Annotated in this window: 12 protein-coding genes; 1 reads left to right on the top strand and 11 read right to left on the bottom strand. The window is 69.5% G+C overall.

All coding sequences use genetic code 11. The features are described from left to right. Window positions 1–62: 62 nt before the first annotated feature. The 8 genes from IFT87_RS03050 to IFT87_RS03015 form a co-directional block, all read right to left on the bottom strand. The gene (locus IFT87_RS03050) at window positions 63–527 is read right to left on the bottom strand and encodes a DUF2141 domain-containing protein (protein ID WP_056679741.1); all 465 of its coding nucleotides are present in this window, start codon (window positions 525–527) and stop codon (window positions 63–65) included. A gap of 95 nt (window positions 528–622) precedes the next feature. Beyond that, on the bottom strand, window positions 623–1,951 hold the full coding sequence (locus IFT87_RS03045) for a lipopolysaccharide biosynthesis protein (protein WP_056679744.1): 1,329 nt from the start codon (window positions 1,949–1,951) through the stop codon (window positions 623–625). Between the two features lie 73 nt (window positions 1,952–2,024). Continuing rightward, entirely contained in the window at window positions 2,025–3,140 is a 1,116-nt protein-coding gene (locus IFT87_RS03040; RefSeq protein ID WP_192007419.1) for a CDP-alcohol phosphatidyltransferase family protein, read from the bottom strand. 47 nt (window positions 3,141–3,187) lie between these two features. Further along, window positions 3,188–4,294, bottom strand: a complete 1,107-nt coding sequence (locus IFT87_RS03035; protein WP_192007417.1) for a hypothetical protein — start codon at window positions 4,292–4,294, stop codon at window positions 3,188–3,190. Further along, window positions 4,291–4,998: a phosphocholine cytidylyltransferase family protein gene (locus tag IFT87_RS03030; RefSeq protein WP_037532820.1), complete on the bottom strand. Its 708-nt coding sequence runs from the start codon at window positions 4,996–4,998 to the stop codon at window positions 4,291–4,293. Before IFT87_RS03030 ends, IFT87_RS03035 begins: the two co-directional genes overlap by 4 nt. A gap of 213 nt (window positions 4,999–5,211) precedes the next feature. Then, window positions 5,212–6,624, bottom strand: a complete 1,413-nt coding sequence (locus tag IFT87_RS03025) for an efflux transporter outer membrane subunit (RefSeq protein ID WP_426290859.1) — start codon at window positions 6,622–6,624, stop codon at window positions 5,212–5,214. A 536-nt stretch (window positions 6,625–7,160) separates the two neighbouring features. Continuing rightward, window positions 7,161–8,348, bottom strand: coding sequence for an HlyD family secretion protein (locus tag IFT87_RS03020; RefSeq protein WP_192007415.1), 1,188 nt, complete (start codon window positions 8,346–8,348; stop codon window positions 7,161–7,163). Next, a complete protein-coding gene (locus IFT87_RS03015) occupies window positions 8,345–10,003 on the bottom strand; it encodes an MFS transporter (protein ID WP_031440138.1) in 1,659 nt (552 codons plus the stop codon). Before IFT87_RS03015 ends, IFT87_RS03020 begins: the two co-directional genes overlap by 4 nt. A gap of 261 nt (window positions 10,004–10,264) precedes the next feature. Here IFT87_RS03015 and IFT87_RS03010 point away from each other — a divergent pair, with 261 nt between their 5' ends. Further along, window positions 10,265–11,350, top strand: coding sequence for a mechanosensitive ion channel family protein (locus IFT87_RS03010; protein ID WP_037530095.1), 1,086 nt, complete (start codon window positions 10,265–10,267; stop codon window positions 11,348–11,350). Window positions 11,351–11,556: 206 nt separating this feature from the next. On the opposite strand, the gene IFT87_RS03005 is transcribed toward IFT87_RS03010, so the two are convergent. The 3 genes from IFT87_RS03005 to otsB are packed head-to-tail and all read right to left on the bottom strand — an operon-like array spanning window position 11,557 to window position 15,523. Then, complete coding sequence (locus IFT87_RS03005) at window positions 11,557–12,945, bottom strand: alpha,alpha-trehalose-phosphate synthase (UDP-forming) (RefSeq protein WP_031394052.1); 1,389 nt, start codon at window positions 12,943–12,945, stop codon at window positions 11,557–11,559. Then, window positions 12,942–14,768 carry a glycoside hydrolase family 15 protein gene (locus tag IFT87_RS03000; RefSeq protein ID WP_249403163.1) on the bottom strand — a complete coding sequence of 609 codons (1,827 nt, stop codon included), beginning with the start codon at window positions 14,766–14,768 and terminating at the stop codon, window positions 12,942–12,944. The genes IFT87_RS03005 and IFT87_RS03000 overlap by 4 nt, the downstream gene beginning before the upstream one ends. Beyond that, the gene (gene otsB / locus IFT87_RS02995; protein ID WP_192007413.1) at window positions 14,765–15,523 is read right to left on the bottom strand and encodes a trehalose-phosphatase; all 759 of its coding nucleotides are present in this window, start codon (window positions 15,521–15,523) and stop codon (window positions 14,765–14,767) included. The genes IFT87_RS03000 and otsB overlap by 4 nt, the downstream gene beginning before the upstream one ends. Window positions 15,524–15,583: the final 60 nt, after the last annotated feature.

Here is a 15,583-nt window from a genome sequence, read left to right as displayed (position 1 = left end):
TTGGCTACCTGTCGCAGGCTAGTATCGCTACATTTTTATGGCACGTCTGCCCCTGATCGACGCTAGCGCCGATACCGCATCTTCATCCGCACGACCGTCCCCCCGGCCGGCAGCGCCACCCGCGCCGACGCGAAGGAGGGCAGGCCGACCGATGTGGGGGCGTCGTTCGAAAATCCAAACCCCTCCTTGGGCAGGAACAGCGTGCGGTTGAAATCATGGTCGCTGTTCTCGTCATGATATTGCGCGATCGCGTAATAGCCGGGCTTCAGCCAGAAACAGGCATGCGGCTGCGCGGCGGACACGCGCGCGCGCGCCAGCTTGCCGCCCTTGGACAGGAACCGGCCCTTGTCGTCGGGATAGACGGTGAACGCGACCTCGCCGACCGCATTGTGCAGCGTGGTCGCCTCGAGCACGAGCTTGGCCGCGCCGTTCCCGGGCGTGCCGACGCACGTCTCCGCGGCAGCCGCGGACGTCGAGGCGAGCGTTGCACCCGCGGCGAGCGCGAGCAGGAGAGGCAGATTCGTCATGGGGGACCCTTGCAATCGCATAACGGCAATTTGGAGGCCAATGACGTCGGCTCTGTGAACCCGCGCTTTATCGACGGCGGCGGGGCGTGCCGCCCTCAGGGACGGCTGCGCGTCAGATTCGCCGCAGCAAAGCCGAGCAGGATCGCGACCGCGACCGAGCCGATCGCGACGCCCATCGCCACCCCGGACGAACCATAGAGCGGCATCAAGGCGAACGCGCCGATGAACAGCAGGACGACGCCCACGACGCGGATCGCGAACACCGTGCCCGCGCGGTTGACCGCGGTCAGCACGGTGTCGAGGCTGACGGTCGCCAGATCGAAACACCCCGCCGCCGCGAGCCACAACAGCACCGGATAGGCGCTGCCGAACGACTTGCCGCCGACCAGTTTGAGCATCGGCTCGCCGATCAGTGCGACGACCGCGAGGATCGCGAGCGCCGCCGCGCTGCTCGCCAGCATCGTCCGCACCAGGATATAGCGCAGCCGCTCGGGCGCCGCGGTGCGGACCGCGCGGACGATCTCGGGGAAGGCGGCGCGCGACAGGAGCTGCGACAATTTGGCGAGCGCCTGCGCGACCTGTGCCGCCAGCCGGAACGCACCCGCCGCGGCGGGGCCGATCGACGCACCGACCAGCAGCAGCGGGATCTGCTTGCTCGACAGGCCGAGCGTCGCGCTGGCATTGGTACTCAGCGCGAACTTCACCACGCCGGGATTCTCCGCGACCAGCGCGCGCCAGCCGCTGCGCCCGCCGAGCATCAGCGCGAAGTCGCCGCTGCGCCACACCATGATCCAGTAGGTCGCCGCGGTGACCAGCTCGGCCGCGGCCCAGGCGATCATGAAGCCGCGGATCGTCGGGTCGAACAGCATCGCCGCGCCCGCGCCGACGAAACGGATCACCGGCGTCATGCTGTCGGCGAGCGCGGAGAGCGAGAATTTGTCGCGCAGCCGCAGGATGCCGAGCGGGGTCGAGCGGATCGTCAGCAGCTGGATCACCGCGAAGACGAGCGTGTAGTGCATCAGGTCGCGCGGAATGCCGAACGCGTTCGCCCAGATCTGGAGGATGCCGATCGTCAGCAGCGCGCCGAGGATCGCGCTCGACAGGTCGAGCCGCGCTGCCAGCCGGAACAGCCGCGCGAGCCGCGGGCTGTCACCGTCATGGAGCGGCTGGACGCCGTACTGGACGATGATCTGCCACGTCTGGAAGCCTACGAACGTCGTCAGCGCCTGGACCGCGCCGGTGATCAGCGCGAACCGGCCGAAATCGACGACCCCCAAGGTGCGCGTCGCAAAGCCGAGATAGAAGAGCGACAGGATCGCCAGCACGCTGCGGCTCGCGAGCAGCCAGCCCAGGTTGCGCGCCGCCGAACGCAGCACGCCACCGAAATCCTTGGTCGTGGGGGAAGGGGCGGGGGCCTGGGTCATGCGCCCTGCGGCCCCTAAAGCGCGCGGTGCGGTGCGGCAAGTCGCGGCTGGCGGGTCGGGGCGTTCGACGCGATCAGGCGAGCCAGCTCGTGATCGCGCCGCCCTTCGCGCGCCGTGCCATCGCCTGGAACAGCCGGACGAGATGGACGACCAGCGAGATCGCGGTCCACGCCGCAACGCCGATGATCCCCCAGTCGGGCCGCGTCACGACCAGCCCCGCGAACAGGATCACCATGTTCGGGTTGCGCCGCGCGGTGATCAGCCGGAACCAGCTGTCGAACCGTTCCCAGACATGGATGTGCATCCCGAACCGGACGATGAACGCGCCCTCGATCAGCCGCTGCGCGACATAGCCGAACAGCATCGTGCCGATCACCGCCCAGAAGGTCGCATCGTCGAGCGGCCGGCCATAGGGCGCGCAGCCCGCGGCCCAGGCCCACCACCAGAAGGGCGGATGGACCAGGTCGACGCCGTGATCCCATGCATTGCCGAGCTTCGACGCGGTGATCGTGCAGCGCGCGAGCTTCCCGTCGACGGTGTCGAGCACCATGAAGACGAGGCCGGTGGCAAGCCCCGTCCAGAACCAGCCATACCAGAAGGCGATCGTCGCGACGATGCACAGCACCGATCCCATCGCGGTGACCTGGTTCGGCGTGATCCCCGCGCGCGCGCAGACCCGGGTGATCGCCAGCGCCCATTCGGGCCAGAGATATTTGGTCAGCAGGTCGGTGACGCCCTTGTACGCGCCGACATAGCTCGCCCGCTCGATCGCGGGGACCGCGGCGGGGACGAGCCGTTCGGCAAACGGCTTTTCGCGCTTGCGCAGCGCCTCGTTGAGGATCCCCTCGTCCGACTCGGCGGCGATGATCGTCAGCCCGCTGGCGGCGTCGAGGGCTGCGTCCGCGTGCATCGCCGCGGCGACCCGCGCCCGCTCCTCGGCGGTCCGGACATGCGCCAGCACGGGAACGCCCGCGCGCGTCATCACGGTGCCGGGGCGCGTCTTCAGATGCGCGGTCCAGACCGGGTCGAACGCGAACGCCATGTTGGCGAGGATCGCCGGGCCGTCTGCCGCGTCGCTTCCGGCAAAGCCCTGCGCCACGCCGATCCGACGCAGCCGCTCGTCATTGCGCATCCCCCAGAGCAGGGTCGGATTGTCGCCCAGGGGCACGAGTGCTGGCATGTCTTGCATCCGCTGCCCGATAGCCGATTGCGCGCGGATTGCGAGCCCGGGCTGGTTCAGCGCAGCGCGGCGAGCACCGCCTGCGCCGCGCGCGCGGGTGCGCCGCCCGCCACGTCGCCGAGCGCGGTCTCGACGAACCGCGTCTGGAAATCCCGATATCCGGGATGCAGCGCGGGCGCTGCGTCGATCGCCGGGATCAGCACGTCGAGGCTGTCGACGACCGCGCCTGCGCCCCACATCGCATAAGAGGGGTCGCCCACCCAGTCGGCCCCCAGCGCGTTCAGGAACACGCACGGCCGCGGGCGCATCATATATTCGACCACCTGGCTCGACGTGTCGCCCAGATACAGGTCGGCGGCGGCGGTGTAGCTGCCATCGACCATCGCGAAACTGTCGAGATCGGCATGCACGCCCGCGCGGCCGGCGAGCCCGGCGACGAAGCCGCGCAGCTCGGGCGCGCGCTCGACGAGCCGCTGGTGCGGCGCGAAGATCAGATTGTAGCGCCCGTCGGCGAGAATGCGCTCGACCACCTCGGGCCCCCAGCGCCACCAGGACGAGCGGTGCGCCTGCCAGTGCGGGGTGTAGAGGATCACCGGCCGCGGATCGGCAAACAGCCGCGCGGCGGGGGTGCGCTGGCGGAACGCGGCCTTCACATAGCCGGTGGTGACGATCCGCTCGGGCGCGTCGCCGCCGTCGATCAGCGCCTGCCGGTCGCGCTCGGCCGCGACCAAGGTGCGCCACCCTGCGCGCCGCCGCCAGTGACCGCGCGCCATCATCGACCCCGCACCGTGGAACGTGTCGATGAACCGCGTCCGCAGCGGCAGCGTCGCGGGCAGCCACAGGCTGGTCTGTTCGGCGCACACCACCACCGGCGTGCGCAGCAGGTGCGGCAGGAGGCGGAACAGCGTCGGCAGCTTGGGCGGCAGCGGCGGATTGTCGCCCTCGGCATGGCCGGGCAGCGCGCGAAACCCCGGCGCGCGCCGGATCGTCACCTGCCCAAGCCCCGTGCTCCAGCGTGCAAGCAGCGCTTCGTGCACCGACGTACTGACCCACAATTCGATCGGCAGCGTCGGCTCGGCGGCGGCGAGCGCCTCAACGATCGGATAGAGATGCGGGATCAGCAGCGTCTCGCCGAGGAACAGGAACGCGACCTTGCGGGTCATGACGCCTGCCAATGCGCGATGTCCTCGGGCCGGTCGATCTCCTGCCAGCGCGCGCCGGCGGGGATCCGCAGCGCGCGGACGCCGGCGCCCTCGGCAACGCGGCGGACGACCGCGTGGTGATAGGCATGGATCCCCTCGTCCTCGCCGATCACCGCGCGCAGCGCGTCGGCATAGGCGGTGCCGCCGCCCGACAGGATCAGCCCGAGCGACCGGTCGGTCGCCTGATGCCCGACCAGATGCTTGCCGACCGCGATCACCCGCTCGCCCTCCGCCTCGACCAGCATGTCGTCGAGGCCGGGTTCGTGGAGCGGCTCGACCACCAGGGTCACGCCGGGCGCGGGCTCGGCGCGCGCCGCCTGCAGGATCGCGGCGTCGAACAGCGTGTCGCCGTTCATCAGTGCGAACGCGGCGCCCAGATGCGCGCGCGCCGCCCAGACGCTGCCGATGCTGTTGGCGACCGACCAGAAGGGGTTGAAGAGCAACGTCGTCGGCGGGTCGCCGCGTCGCCCGGCCAGATGCGCGGCGATCTGGTCGATGCGATACCCGCCGACGATCACCGCACCATCGAACCCCGCCGCCGCGACCGCGTCGAGCTGCGAATCGAGGATCGCCCGCCCACCGACCTGCACGAGGCATTTCGGCGTGCTGAGCGTCAGCGGCAGGAGCCGCGATCCGTGGCCCGCGGCAAGGATGATGGCCTTCATGGCACCCGCTTATGCATCAACTGTGGCAGGAAAATGCAGCGCTTCGTCCGTGGATGCGGGGGGCAAAGTCGCGCCTGCCGTCCTGCTTTGATTCTGGGCACCCGCCTGCGCGGGGGAACGGTGGCGAATCCGGTGTGGCAAAACCTGTTCTCCCGCGAAGGCGGGAGCCCAGGGTTGCAGGCGGCGGCCTGCGTAACCCTGGGGGCACGCCCCTCAGCGCCGCACGATCGCCGCATCGTCGCGCGACCAGCCGCCGCCCATCGCCTGGTAGAGCGTCACATAGGCCGTCAGACGGTCCGCGCGCGCCTGGACCAGCGACAGCTCCGCGGTCAGCAGCCCGCGCTGCGCATCGAGCTGGTCGATATAGGCCGAATAGCCCGCGCGGTAGCGGTTCGAGGCGTTGCGCAACGCGCCCGCGAGCGCATCGCGCTGTGCGGCGAAGGCATTGGCCTGTTCGCCCGAGCGGCGGACGCCCGCAAGGCTGTCGTCGACCTCGCGGAACGCCTGGAGCGCGGTGCGGCGATAGGCGAACGCCGCCTGGTCGCGGCGTGCGGTCGCGGCATCGGCCTGCGCGCCCAGCCGCCCGCCGTCGAAGATCGGGCTGAGCACGCTCGCGCCGATCGAGAACACCGCGATCGGATCGGCGAGCGCGCTCGACAGCACGACGCCCGCCGATCCGGTGAGCGCGAGATTGGGCAGCATCGCCGCGCGCGCGCTGTCGAGCGAGCGGTCGGTCGCGACCAGCGTCTGCTCCGCCTGATAGAGATCGGGGCGGCGGCGGAGCAGGTCGGCGGGCAGCCCGTCGGGGATCGCGGGCGCGGCGAGCCGGTCGAGCGGCAGGCCGCGCGGGATCGGCCCGGGGACATCGCCGAGCAGCAGGCTGAGCGCGTTTTCCTGGCGGCTGATCGACAGTTCGGCGGCGGGGACGAGCTGTTCGGTGGCGTGATATTCCGCCTCGGCCTGGCGCAGTTCGAGGTTCGAGGTGTAGCCGGTCTCGGCGCGACGGCGGGCGATGCGCAGCCCCTCGGCGCGCGCGTCGAGCGTCTGGCGCGCGACCGCGAGCCGCTGGTCGAGCGCACGCAGCGTGATGTAGCCGGTCGCGACGCTGCTCGCGATCGCGAGCCGGACGGTGTCGCGCGACGCTTCGCTCGCGAGCAGCTGCGCCTGCGCCGCGCGGCTCGCCTGGCGAAGCCGGCCGAACAGGTCGAGATCATAGCTGATGCTGACCGCGGGCTGCGCGCCGATCGCGTCCGACGGCGTGCCGAACGCGCTGACGGTCTGGCCGGTGGTGCCGGGCGCCGACCCGTTGACGAGCGGCGTCTGTTGCGCGCGCGCGAGCCGCGCGGCGGCCCGCGCCTCGTCGATCCGCGCCGCCGCCGCCCCCAGATCGGGGCTGTTGGCAAGCGCCTGCGCGACGAGGCTCGTCAGCGCGGGATCACCAAACGCACTCCACCAGTCCGCCCGGATCGGCGTACCCGGCCCCAGCGCGGTCCGCCACGCCGGCGGCGGCGCGACCGCGGTCGCAGCGGGCGCCTCGGGGCGGGGGCCGATACACGCGGTGGCGAGCAGCGCGAGGGGGAGGGCGGCGGCGGTCCGCCATGCGTGTTTGCGCCGCCACGTCCGCACGCCGCCCCACGCTCGCACCCCCTGCCACCACCCCGGCGAAGGCCGGGGCCCAGTTGGGAAGGTCGCAGTAACGGCGGACAGCGCTCCGTCATCGCCGTCCCCCAACTGGGCCCCGGCCTCCGCCGGGGTGGACGTTCTCGCCAGGGTAGCGGTTTTGATTGCGGCGGCGGCGTGGGTCGACGCAGCGCCCTCCCCCAAAATGTCTCCCCGCGAAGGCGGGGACCCAGGCTGGGCTCCCGCCTCCGCGGGAGAACAGGCCTCGCACGAAACGTCGGGTATCGCCCGCATCCCCTGCAACCACCCCGGCGAAGGCCGGGGCCCAGTTGGGAAGGCCACAGTAACGGCGGACAGCGCTTCGTCATCGCCGTCCCCCAACTGGGCCCCGGCCTCCGCCGGGGAGGGGATTCTCGCCGGGGTAGCGGTTTTGATTGCGGCGGCGGCGTGGGTCGGCTCAGCCACCTCCCTCAAAATGTCTCCCCGCGAAGGCGGCGATCCAGGCTGGGCTGGAGAACAGGGACCGAGGGGGGGTCGCGACATCACCGCGGCCCCGGCCCGCCGGCGGTATCGACCCGCGCCTGCACCGACATCCCCGGCCGCAACCGCGCACTCAGCGGCTGGCCCGGATCGACGCGGATGCGGACCGCGATCCGCTGCGGCACCTTGGTGAAGTTGCCGGTCGCATTGTCCGCCTTCAGCACCGCGAATTCGGACCCCGCCGCGGGCGAGATCCGTTCGACGCGCCCGGTCAGCCGTTCGTTCGCGAGCCCGTCGACGGTGAACGACGCGGGCTGGCCGACCGCCATGCGCGCGGTCTGCGCTTCCTTGAAGTTCGCGATCACCCAGGTTTCGGGCGGCACGAGGAACATCAGCTGCGACCCCGCGGTCACATATTGGCCGAGCCGGACACCGACCTCGCTCAGCCGCCCCGTCTCGGGTGCGCGGATCACCGTGTTGGCAAGGTCGATCCGCGCGAGCTGGCGCGCCGCCTCCGCGCCCGAGACGCCCGCCTCCTGGCCGCCGCGTCCGACCTCGACCGTGCGGACGTCCTGCCGGGCGATCTCGCGCGCGGCCTTGGCCTGCTGGACCTGTGCTTCCGCCTGGCGGAGCGCGGCGAGCGTCTGGTCGCGTTCGCGCAGACTGACCGAGCCGTCGGTGACGAGGTCGTTGACGCGCGCCATGTCCGCCTGCGCGCGCATCAGCTGCGCCGCGGCATTGGCGACCGCTGCGTCCTGCGCGGCGAGGCTCGCCTGGCGGCTGCGCGCGGTCTGGAGGCTGTTCGACAGCGTCGCCGCCTGCGCGTCGACCTGCGCCTGCGCCTGGTCGATCCGCTGGCGATAGATGCGGTCGTCGATCTTCACCAGCGGGTCGCCCGCCTTCACATCCGCGAAGTCGCGCACGAGCACCTGCGTCACATAGCCGCTGACCTGCGGGCTGATCACCGTGGTGCGGCCGCGGACATAGGCATTGTCGGTCGATTGGTAGCTGGTCGCGAACGGCGGCAGCCGCCACGCCGCGAGCACCGCGCAGACGCCCGCGATCACGAGCAGGACGATGACGCCGATGACCCGCGGGCTCGGCGGCTGCGGTCGCCAGCCCGAGCCGACCGGGGTGGCGGGCGTCGCTGCGGGCGCAGGCGCAGGTGCGGCGGTCGGGGCGGCGGCCGTCTCCGCCTGTTTCTCCTCCGTCGCGGGTCCTTCTGCCACCGGGCTGCGGGCGTCGGTCATGTCGTCCTCTCAAGTCGCGCACGGCGTTCGCGTCGTTGGCGTCGCACCATCAGGAAGACGAGATACCCGAACGTCCCTCCGGCGAGAATCGCGACCAAGCGGAAGACGTCGGCATAGGCAAGCACGTTTGCTTCGCGCGTCGTGGTCTGGGACAAAATCGCCGCGCCTTCCGCGCTGCGCAGCGTCGGATCGACGATCACCCGGCCGACCGCGGCGCCGCCCGCGGCGATGCGCTGCGCGACGATCGGGTCGGTCGGCGAGATCTGCTGGACGAGCGCCGCGCTGTTCGCCTTCTCGCGGACCACCTGATAGCTGCCAAGCAGCGCGGTACCGCCCAGGCCGCCCAATGAGTTGATGATCCCGAACAGCGCGATGAAGCTGATGATGTGCCCCGCCCCCTCCTTCAGCGCGCGCGTCATCCCGAACAGCAGCGCCGGCCCCAGGAAGAAGGTCGCGGAGAAACCGATGATCGCCTGCGTCACGTACATCTGCGGCGCGCGCGTCAGGCTGGTCGCATAGGAGTCGAACCACGCCGCCACCGCGACCAGCCCGATCGCGAGCATGATCGGGTGGCCGAGCCGCTCGACGTCGAGCGTCACCGCGCTCGCGATCACGCCCGCGACCGAGGCGACGAAGATGATCAGGAAGAACGGGATGAGCTGGTCGTTGTTCTGCCCCAGCACGGTCAGCAGGCCGACCGCGGCATAGGTCTGTTCGGACAGCACGATCCGCGCCATCACGATGACGACCGTGAAGCGCAGGATATCCGCGCTGCCGAGCCAGCGGGTGTTGAGCAGCGGATTGACGCGGTGATGCTCGACGACGATCGCGGCGGCGAACATCGGGATCGCGACGATCAGCGCCCAGCCGATCCACGGCGCATTGGTCCACCACAGGATCCGCCCGAGCCCGAGCACCGCGGCGAACAGCGCGGTCGACCCGGCGAACAGCACGAAGGTGAGGAAGTCGAGCGGCTCGAACGCCTTGCTCCGCGTAGTCGGCGGCAGCCGCAGCGCCGCGACCGCGGCGAGCGACAGCAAAGCGAGGCCGAGTTCGAACAGGTACAGGGTCCGCCACTGCGACATCGCCAGCAGGTCGGGCGAGAACAGCCGCGCGAGCGGCGTCGCGCATTGCGGGATGCCGATGCCGAGCACCACCGCCTTCAGCCGCCATTTCGCGGGCAGCGACTGCATCACGTAATAGAGGCACAGGCTGCTCAGCGCGGCCCCCGCCATCCCGCTGATCGCCCGCACCGCGATCGCGGTGGCGAACCCGTGGACGAACAGATGCGCGAGCGTCACCAGCACGTAGAGCGTGAGGAAGATCAGCGCGAAGGGCCTGAGCCCGAACTGCGCGCGGAACTTGATCATGAGCAGGTTGATGCTGACGTTGGTCATCACATAGACCGTCGGCAGCCACGCGATCTCTGCCGGATCGAGCCCGAGCGCACCCTGCAACGTATACGTGTTCGCACTGATAAGCGCATTGCCAAAGCCGACCGTCAGTCCGAGCAGGATGCCGATCAGCGCATAGGCGATCTGGCGATGCCGCGGATGCGCGGGCGAGCCCGGTGAGCCGGGGAGGACGGGCAGTTCGTGCGGTGCGAACGTCCAGTCTTCCTCGCTCAGGAAGCGTCTGATTCTCCGGGCGATCATGGTCGCTGTCTTGTGGCATGATCACGGAGGCGCGTCATCCGGGAAGACGGGGCGCGGCGAGCGATTTTCCCAGGGAAAACACCACCCCGGCGAAGGCCGGGGCCCAGTTGGGGGACGGCGGTAACAGCGGGCCGCCCTCCATTACTGCGACCTTTCCAACTGGGCCCCGGCCTCCGCCGGGGAGGTGCGCATTTCCAACGCTCGCCCCCCCCCATGCTGCACCGCAGCGGAACATCCCAGCACCCGCACCGTTGCGCTGTCATGCGCATATTCAGATCGCTCCACATACCACCCGAATGGGTCTGGCTGGAAAGCGTCGCCGTGGTCTCGGCGGCGGTGCTCTTCGCGTTGATCGCACACTGGCTGACGATGCGGATCGCCGGCCATGCACAGCGGCGGTCGACCGCCAAGACCGACGGCCTCGTCCTCGCGCGCGTCCGCCGGCCGTTGCGCGCGGTGTTCGTCGCGGTCAGCGTCGCGTTCGTCGCGCGGATCCTGCCGATGGATGACGATATCGAGGAATTGTGGAAGCAGCTGCTCGGCTTCCTCGTCCCCGCTCTGCTCGGCTGGCTCGCAGTCGCCGCCCTGCGCGCATTCCAGGACGTGATCGAGATCCGCTCGGACATCACCGTCGAGGACAATCTGCGCGCGCGGCGCAAGCGCACCCGCGCGGCGATCCTCGGCCGGATCGGCACCTTCTTCATCATCTTCATCAGCGTCTGCCTGATGCTGCTCAGCGTCCCCGGCATCCGCTCGATCGGCGTCACGCTGATGGCGTCGGCGGGTATCGCCGGCCTCGTCGTCGGTGCCGCCGCCCAGCCTGCGCTCAAGAACCTGATCGCCGGCGTGCAGATGGCGTTTACCGAGCCGATCCGGCTCGACGACGTGTTGATCGTCGACGGCGAATGGGGGCGCGTCGAGCAGATCAACCTGACCTTCGTCGTCATCAAGATCTGGGACGAGCGCCGCCTCGTCGTGCCGGTGTCGAAGTTCCTCGAACAGAGCTTCCAGAACTGGACGCGCGAGACCAGCCAGCTGATGGGCTCGGTCTTCTGGTATGTCGATCCGTCGACCGACGTGCCGCGGCTGCGCGAGAAGCTCGCCGAAGTGGTGAAGGCCAATCCGCGCTGGGACGGCCGGTTCTTCAACCTCCAGGTCACCGACATGAAGGCCGACGCGGTCGAACTCCGCGCGCTGATGACCGCCAAGAACGCCTCGGTCGCGTTCGACCTGCGCTGCGACGTGCGCGAGGCGATGCTGGCGTATATCACGGCGGAAATGCCCGAGGCGATGCCCCGCGGGCGCCTGCTGATGGCCCCGGACCCGGTGCGCGGCACCGCGTCGTAACGCGGGCGCGGCGTACGACACCCAAAACCCGTCACTCTGACGTTGGTCAGGATGACGGGTCTTGGGGAGAACCCGTCACCGCTCGGCGTCATCCCGACCCAAGCCGTCATTCCCGCGGAGGCGGGGATCCATATTGGCTGGCCGTGGAGAGGACTCGCGGGGGTAGCCAGTCTGGATCCCCGCCTGCGCGGGGATGACGAAGCTAGTTACGCCTCGACATGCTCCGGCGCATCTTCAAGCGCGGTGATGAACAGTTCGCACCACCACATCACGTCCTCCTTGCGGACGTTGTCGATCAGCTTCTCCCAGCGCGCCTTGCGCTCCGCGAGCGGCATCTTGAGCGCGCGGGCGATCGCGTCGGACATCTCCTCCGGGCTGTACGGATTGACCAGCACCGCATCCGACAGCTGCGCCGCCGCGCCCGCGAACTGCGACAGGATCAGCACGCCGGGATCCTCGGGATCCTGCGCCGCGACATATTCCTTCGCGACCAGGTTCATCCCGTCGCGAAGCGGCGTCACCAGCCCGACCCGCGCCGCGCGGTAGATCCCCGCGAGCACGTCGCGCGGGAAGCCCTGGTTGACGTAGCGGATCGGCGTCCAGTCGATGTCCGAAAACTCGCCGTTGATCCGCCCCGACATCGAATCGAGGTTCGCGCGGATCTCCTGATAGGTGTCGACCTTCTCGCGGGAGGGCGGCGCGATCTGGAGCATGTAGACCAGCCCGCGGTGATCGGGGTGCGACGCGAGGAACCGCTCATAGCCCGAGAAGCGCTCGGCCAGACCCTTCGAATAATCGAGCCGGTCGACCCCGACGATCAGGCTGCGCCCGGTCGCCGACATGTACATGCGCTCCTTGGCATGGCGCGCGGTGTCGCTGCTCGCGGACTTTTCGAAATCCGCGGTCTCGATCCCGATCGGCGTGGTGATCGCCTTGATCGTGCGGTCGCCGACCGTCACCCAGCCATCCTCGCCGACCACGCCGTCGAGCTGGCTGGTGACGTAATGCAGGAAGCTGTCGAGCCAGTCCTGCGTCTGGAACCCGACCACGTCGTACGCGAACATCGATTCGACCAGCGCGCGGTGGCTCGGCAGCGACAGCAGCATGGCCATCGGCGGCCAGGGGATATGGAGGAAGAATCCGATCTTGTTCTCGACCCCTAGCTTGCGCAGCTCGCGCCCCAACGGGACGTGATGATAGTCGTGCACCCAGACGAGATCGTCGGGCTCGATCAGCGGCAGCACCGTCTCGGCAAAGCGCTTGTTCACCCGCGCATAGCCGCTGGAGAAATCGCGTTCGAACTCGGTCAGATCGATCCGGTAATGGAACAGCGGCCACAAGGTCCGGTTCGCATAGCCGTTATAATATTCGTCGAAATCCTGTTCCTCCAGGTCGATCGTCGCGGTGGTGACGCCCTTGCCCTGCTGGAAGTTGATATGCCCGGTAAAGGTCTCGGTGGTCGCGCCCGACCAGCCGAACCAGACCCCGCCCTTTTCGCGCAACGCCGCGAGCAGCGCGACCGCGAGGCCGCCCTGGTTGCCCGACGGCGCGTCGACCGATTGCACGCGATTCGAAATGACGACCAGGCGACTCATCGTACGGCGCTCCAGGGTTTGCTGAGGAGGACGGCGCAGTTGATCAGCCCCACCAGCGAATAGGTTTGCGGATAATTGCCCCACAGCTCGCCGGTATTGGGGTCGATATCCTCGGACAGCAGCCCCGCGGGCGTGCGCCGCGCGACCATTTCGGCGAACAGCGCGCACGCATCGGCGGTGCGGCCGGTCGCGTGCAGCGCCTCGATCAGCCAGAAGGTGCAGACGTTGAACGCGGTATGCGGCAGGCCGAAATCATCCTCGGTCGCATAGCGCAGCATGTGGCTGCCGCGGCGGAGACCCTCTTCGACCGCCTTCAGCGTCGACTGGAAACGCGGATCGTCGGGCGCGAAGAAACGCAGGTCGAGCAGCTGGATCAGGCTCGCGTCGAGATCGTCGCCGCCGAACGTCGCGGAGATGCGCTGAGTCTCCTCGCGCCACGCCGAGGTCTCGATCGTCTTGCGGATCGTGTCCGCGCGCGCGTTCCAGAACGTCCGGCGATCCTCGAGCCCGAGCACGCCCGCCGCATTGGCGAGCCGGTCGCACGCCGCCCAGCACATCGCCGCGGAATAGGTGTGGACATGCGCCTTGGTGCGCAGCTCCCACAGCCCCGCATCGGGCTTGTCATAGGTCTCCCAGGCGCGGTCGCCGACGAGTTCGAGGCTCTTGAAATCCTCATGGCTCGACATGCGGAACAGCCGCTGGTCGAAGAACGCCTGGACGTCGGACAGGATGATCTGGCCGTACGCGTCGTGCTGGATCTGCTCGTATGCCTGGTTGCCGACGCGGACCGGACCCATGCCGCGATAGCCCGGCAGCGCGGGCGCGACGCGCTCGACCAGGGTCGCCTCGCCGCCGACGCCGTAGAGCGGCTGGACATGCCCGCCCTTCGACGCGTCGACGATGTTGCGCAGATATTCGAGATACCCCTCGAGCACGTCGAGCGCGCCGAGCCGGTTGAGCGCCTGCACCGTGTAATAGGCGTCGCGGATCCAGCAATAGCGGTAATCCCAGTTGCGCTCGGACCCCGCATGTTCGGGGATCGACGTGGTAAGCGCGGCGACGATCGCGCCGGTCTCCTCGTGCTGGCACAGCTTCAGCGTGATCGCTGCGCGGATGACAACGTCCTGCCATTCGACCGGGGTCGCGAGCCCACGCACCCAGTGGCGCCATTCGTCCTTGGTCCGCGTTAGCATCGCCTCGGCCGCCTCGTGCAGCACGCCGGCAAAGCTCTCGTCGGGCCCCAGGAACAGGTGCATCGGCCGTTCGAGACGGAACCAGCGCTCGCCGACGATATGCCCGACCGGCGCATCGGTGGTGAGCCGCAGCGTCTGGTCGTCCATCAGGAACCGGATATGGTTCGAGCCCTGCGTGTGAACGGTGGGCTTACCCCAGTTGGTCGCGACGCGCAGGCGGATGCGGATCCGCGGGCTGCCTGCGACCGGCTTGACGATCCGCACGAAGCTGGTCGGGCGATAGGTCCGCCCCTCGCGCACGAAGCGCGGGCAGAAATCGGTGACCTCGACCGCGTTGCCCGCCTCGTCCTCGTGCCGGGTGACCAGGATCGGGGTGTTGCGGATATAGGTCTGAGTCGTCTTCGCGCTGCCCTCGAGCTCGATCGCCCACAGCCCCGTCTCGGGGGCGTCACCACCGAGCAGCGCGCAAAAGGCGGGGTCGCCGTCGACCCGGGGCACACAGCCCCAGACGAACGTGCCGGTGCGGTCGATCAGCGCGGAGACCTGGCAATTGCCGATCGGCCACAGGTTCATGTCCGGCGTCGGGTTGCTGTCGGACGGGCGGGGGGCGAGCGGGGTAGCGGTCATCATGATTCCAATATGGCGGCAATCCAGCCGCGAAGGGCTGCGACATCGTCGAGGCGGTAGGTGGCGGCGGTAGGGCGTTCGGGGCCGATCAGGATGCCCGCACCGCCCAGCGCGTGTGCGGCGACGAAACCATCCTCGTCGGTGACGTCGTCGCCGAAGAAGAACGGGCGGCTGCCGACCAGCGCCGGCGCGGCAATCAGGTCGCGCAGCGCCGCGCCCTTGTCGCCGGGAGTGCGCAGCTCGACCATCATCTTGCCGCGCTGAAGCGTCAGGCCGTGCGTGCGGGCGAGCTCTTCGGCAAGGCTCACCGCATCCGCCTCGAACGCCGGCGCCATCCGGTAATGCAGCCCGGCGCCGAGCGATTTCGCCTCATAGACCAGCGCATTCGCCTCGGCATAGGCGCGCAGCGCCTCCGCGGCGGTTTCGAGCGAGGCGGGGCGTTCGGCGGCGACATGGCCGTCCTCGGGCGTGCGGCGTTCGGCGCCGTGGCTGCCCGCAACCGCGAACCGGCGCGCATGCTGGCCGAGCATCGCGTCGAGCTGCGCGATCGACCGCCCGCTGATGATCGCGACGCGCGCCGGGAAGCGCAGAGCGAGCCGGTCGAGCTGGTCGAGCAGACCTTGGTCGACGACCACCGCATCGGGGGTCGGGGCCAGATCGACCAGGGTGCCATCGAAATCGAAGAACAGGCTGGCGTCGTCGCGGACGTGCGGCGGGGGTGCGAGGACTTCAGTCGCAGGCTGGCGTTCGGCAAGCATGGTCGTCTAACCCCCGGCTGTGACGCTCCGTTCCGCTGCACTGCAAAATTGGAACGGGTG

The sequence above is a fragment of the Sphingomonas sp. CFBP 8765 genome (genome assembly GCF_014841445.1).
Lineage (GTDB): Bacteria > Pseudomonadota > Alphaproteobacteria > Sphingomonadales > Sphingomonadaceae > Sphingomonas > Sphingomonas aerolata.
Note: the sequence above shows the minus strand (reverse complement) of the source record. Positions and strands in the feature narration are given on the sequence as shown.

Excerpts from the sequence above, each read along its gene's own strand:
- IFT87_RS03050 (WP_056679741.1), bottom strand. The coding sequence starts at position 527 with ATGACGAATCTGCCTCTCCTGCTCGCGCTCGCCGCGGGTGCAACGCTC.
- IFT87_RS03045 (WP_056679744.1), bottom strand. The coding sequence starts at position 1,951 with ATGACCCAGGCCCCCGCCCCTTCCCCCACGACCAAGGATTTCGGTGGC.
- IFT87_RS03040 (WP_192007419.1), bottom strand. The coding sequence starts at position 3,140 with ATGCAAGACATGCCAGCACTCGTGCCCCTGGGCGACAATCCGACCCTG.
- IFT87_RS03035 (WP_192007417.1), bottom strand. The coding sequence starts at position 4,294 with ATGACCCGCAAGGTCGCGTTCCTGTTCCTCGGCGAGACGCTGCTGATC.
- IFT87_RS03030 (WP_037532820.1), bottom strand. The coding sequence starts at position 4,998 with ATGAAGGCCATCATCCTTGCCGCGGGCCACGGATCGCGGCTCCTGCCG.
- IFT87_RS03020 (WP_192007415.1), bottom strand. The coding sequence starts at position 8,348 with ATGACCGACGCCCGCAGCCCGGTGGCAGAAGGACCCGCGACGGAGGAG.
- IFT87_RS03015 (WP_031440138.1), bottom strand. The coding sequence starts at position 10,003 with ATGATCGCCCGGAGAATCAGACGCTTCCTGAGCGAGGAAGACTGGACG.
- IFT87_RS03010 (WP_037530095.1), top strand. The coding sequence starts at position 10,265 with ATGCGCATATTCAGATCGCTCCACATACCACCCGAATGGGTCTGGCTG.
- IFT87_RS03005 (WP_031394052.1), bottom strand. The coding sequence starts at position 12,945 with ATGAGTCGCCTGGTCGTCATTTCGAATCGCGTGCAATCGGTCGACGCG.
- IFT87_RS03000 (WP_249403163.1), bottom strand. The coding sequence starts at position 14,768 with ATGATGACCGCTACCCCGCTCGCCCCCCGCCCGTCCGACAGCAACCCG.
- otsB (WP_192007413.1), bottom strand. The coding sequence starts at position 15,523 with ATGCTTGCCGAACGCCAGCCTGCGACTGAAGTCCTCGCACCCCCGCCG.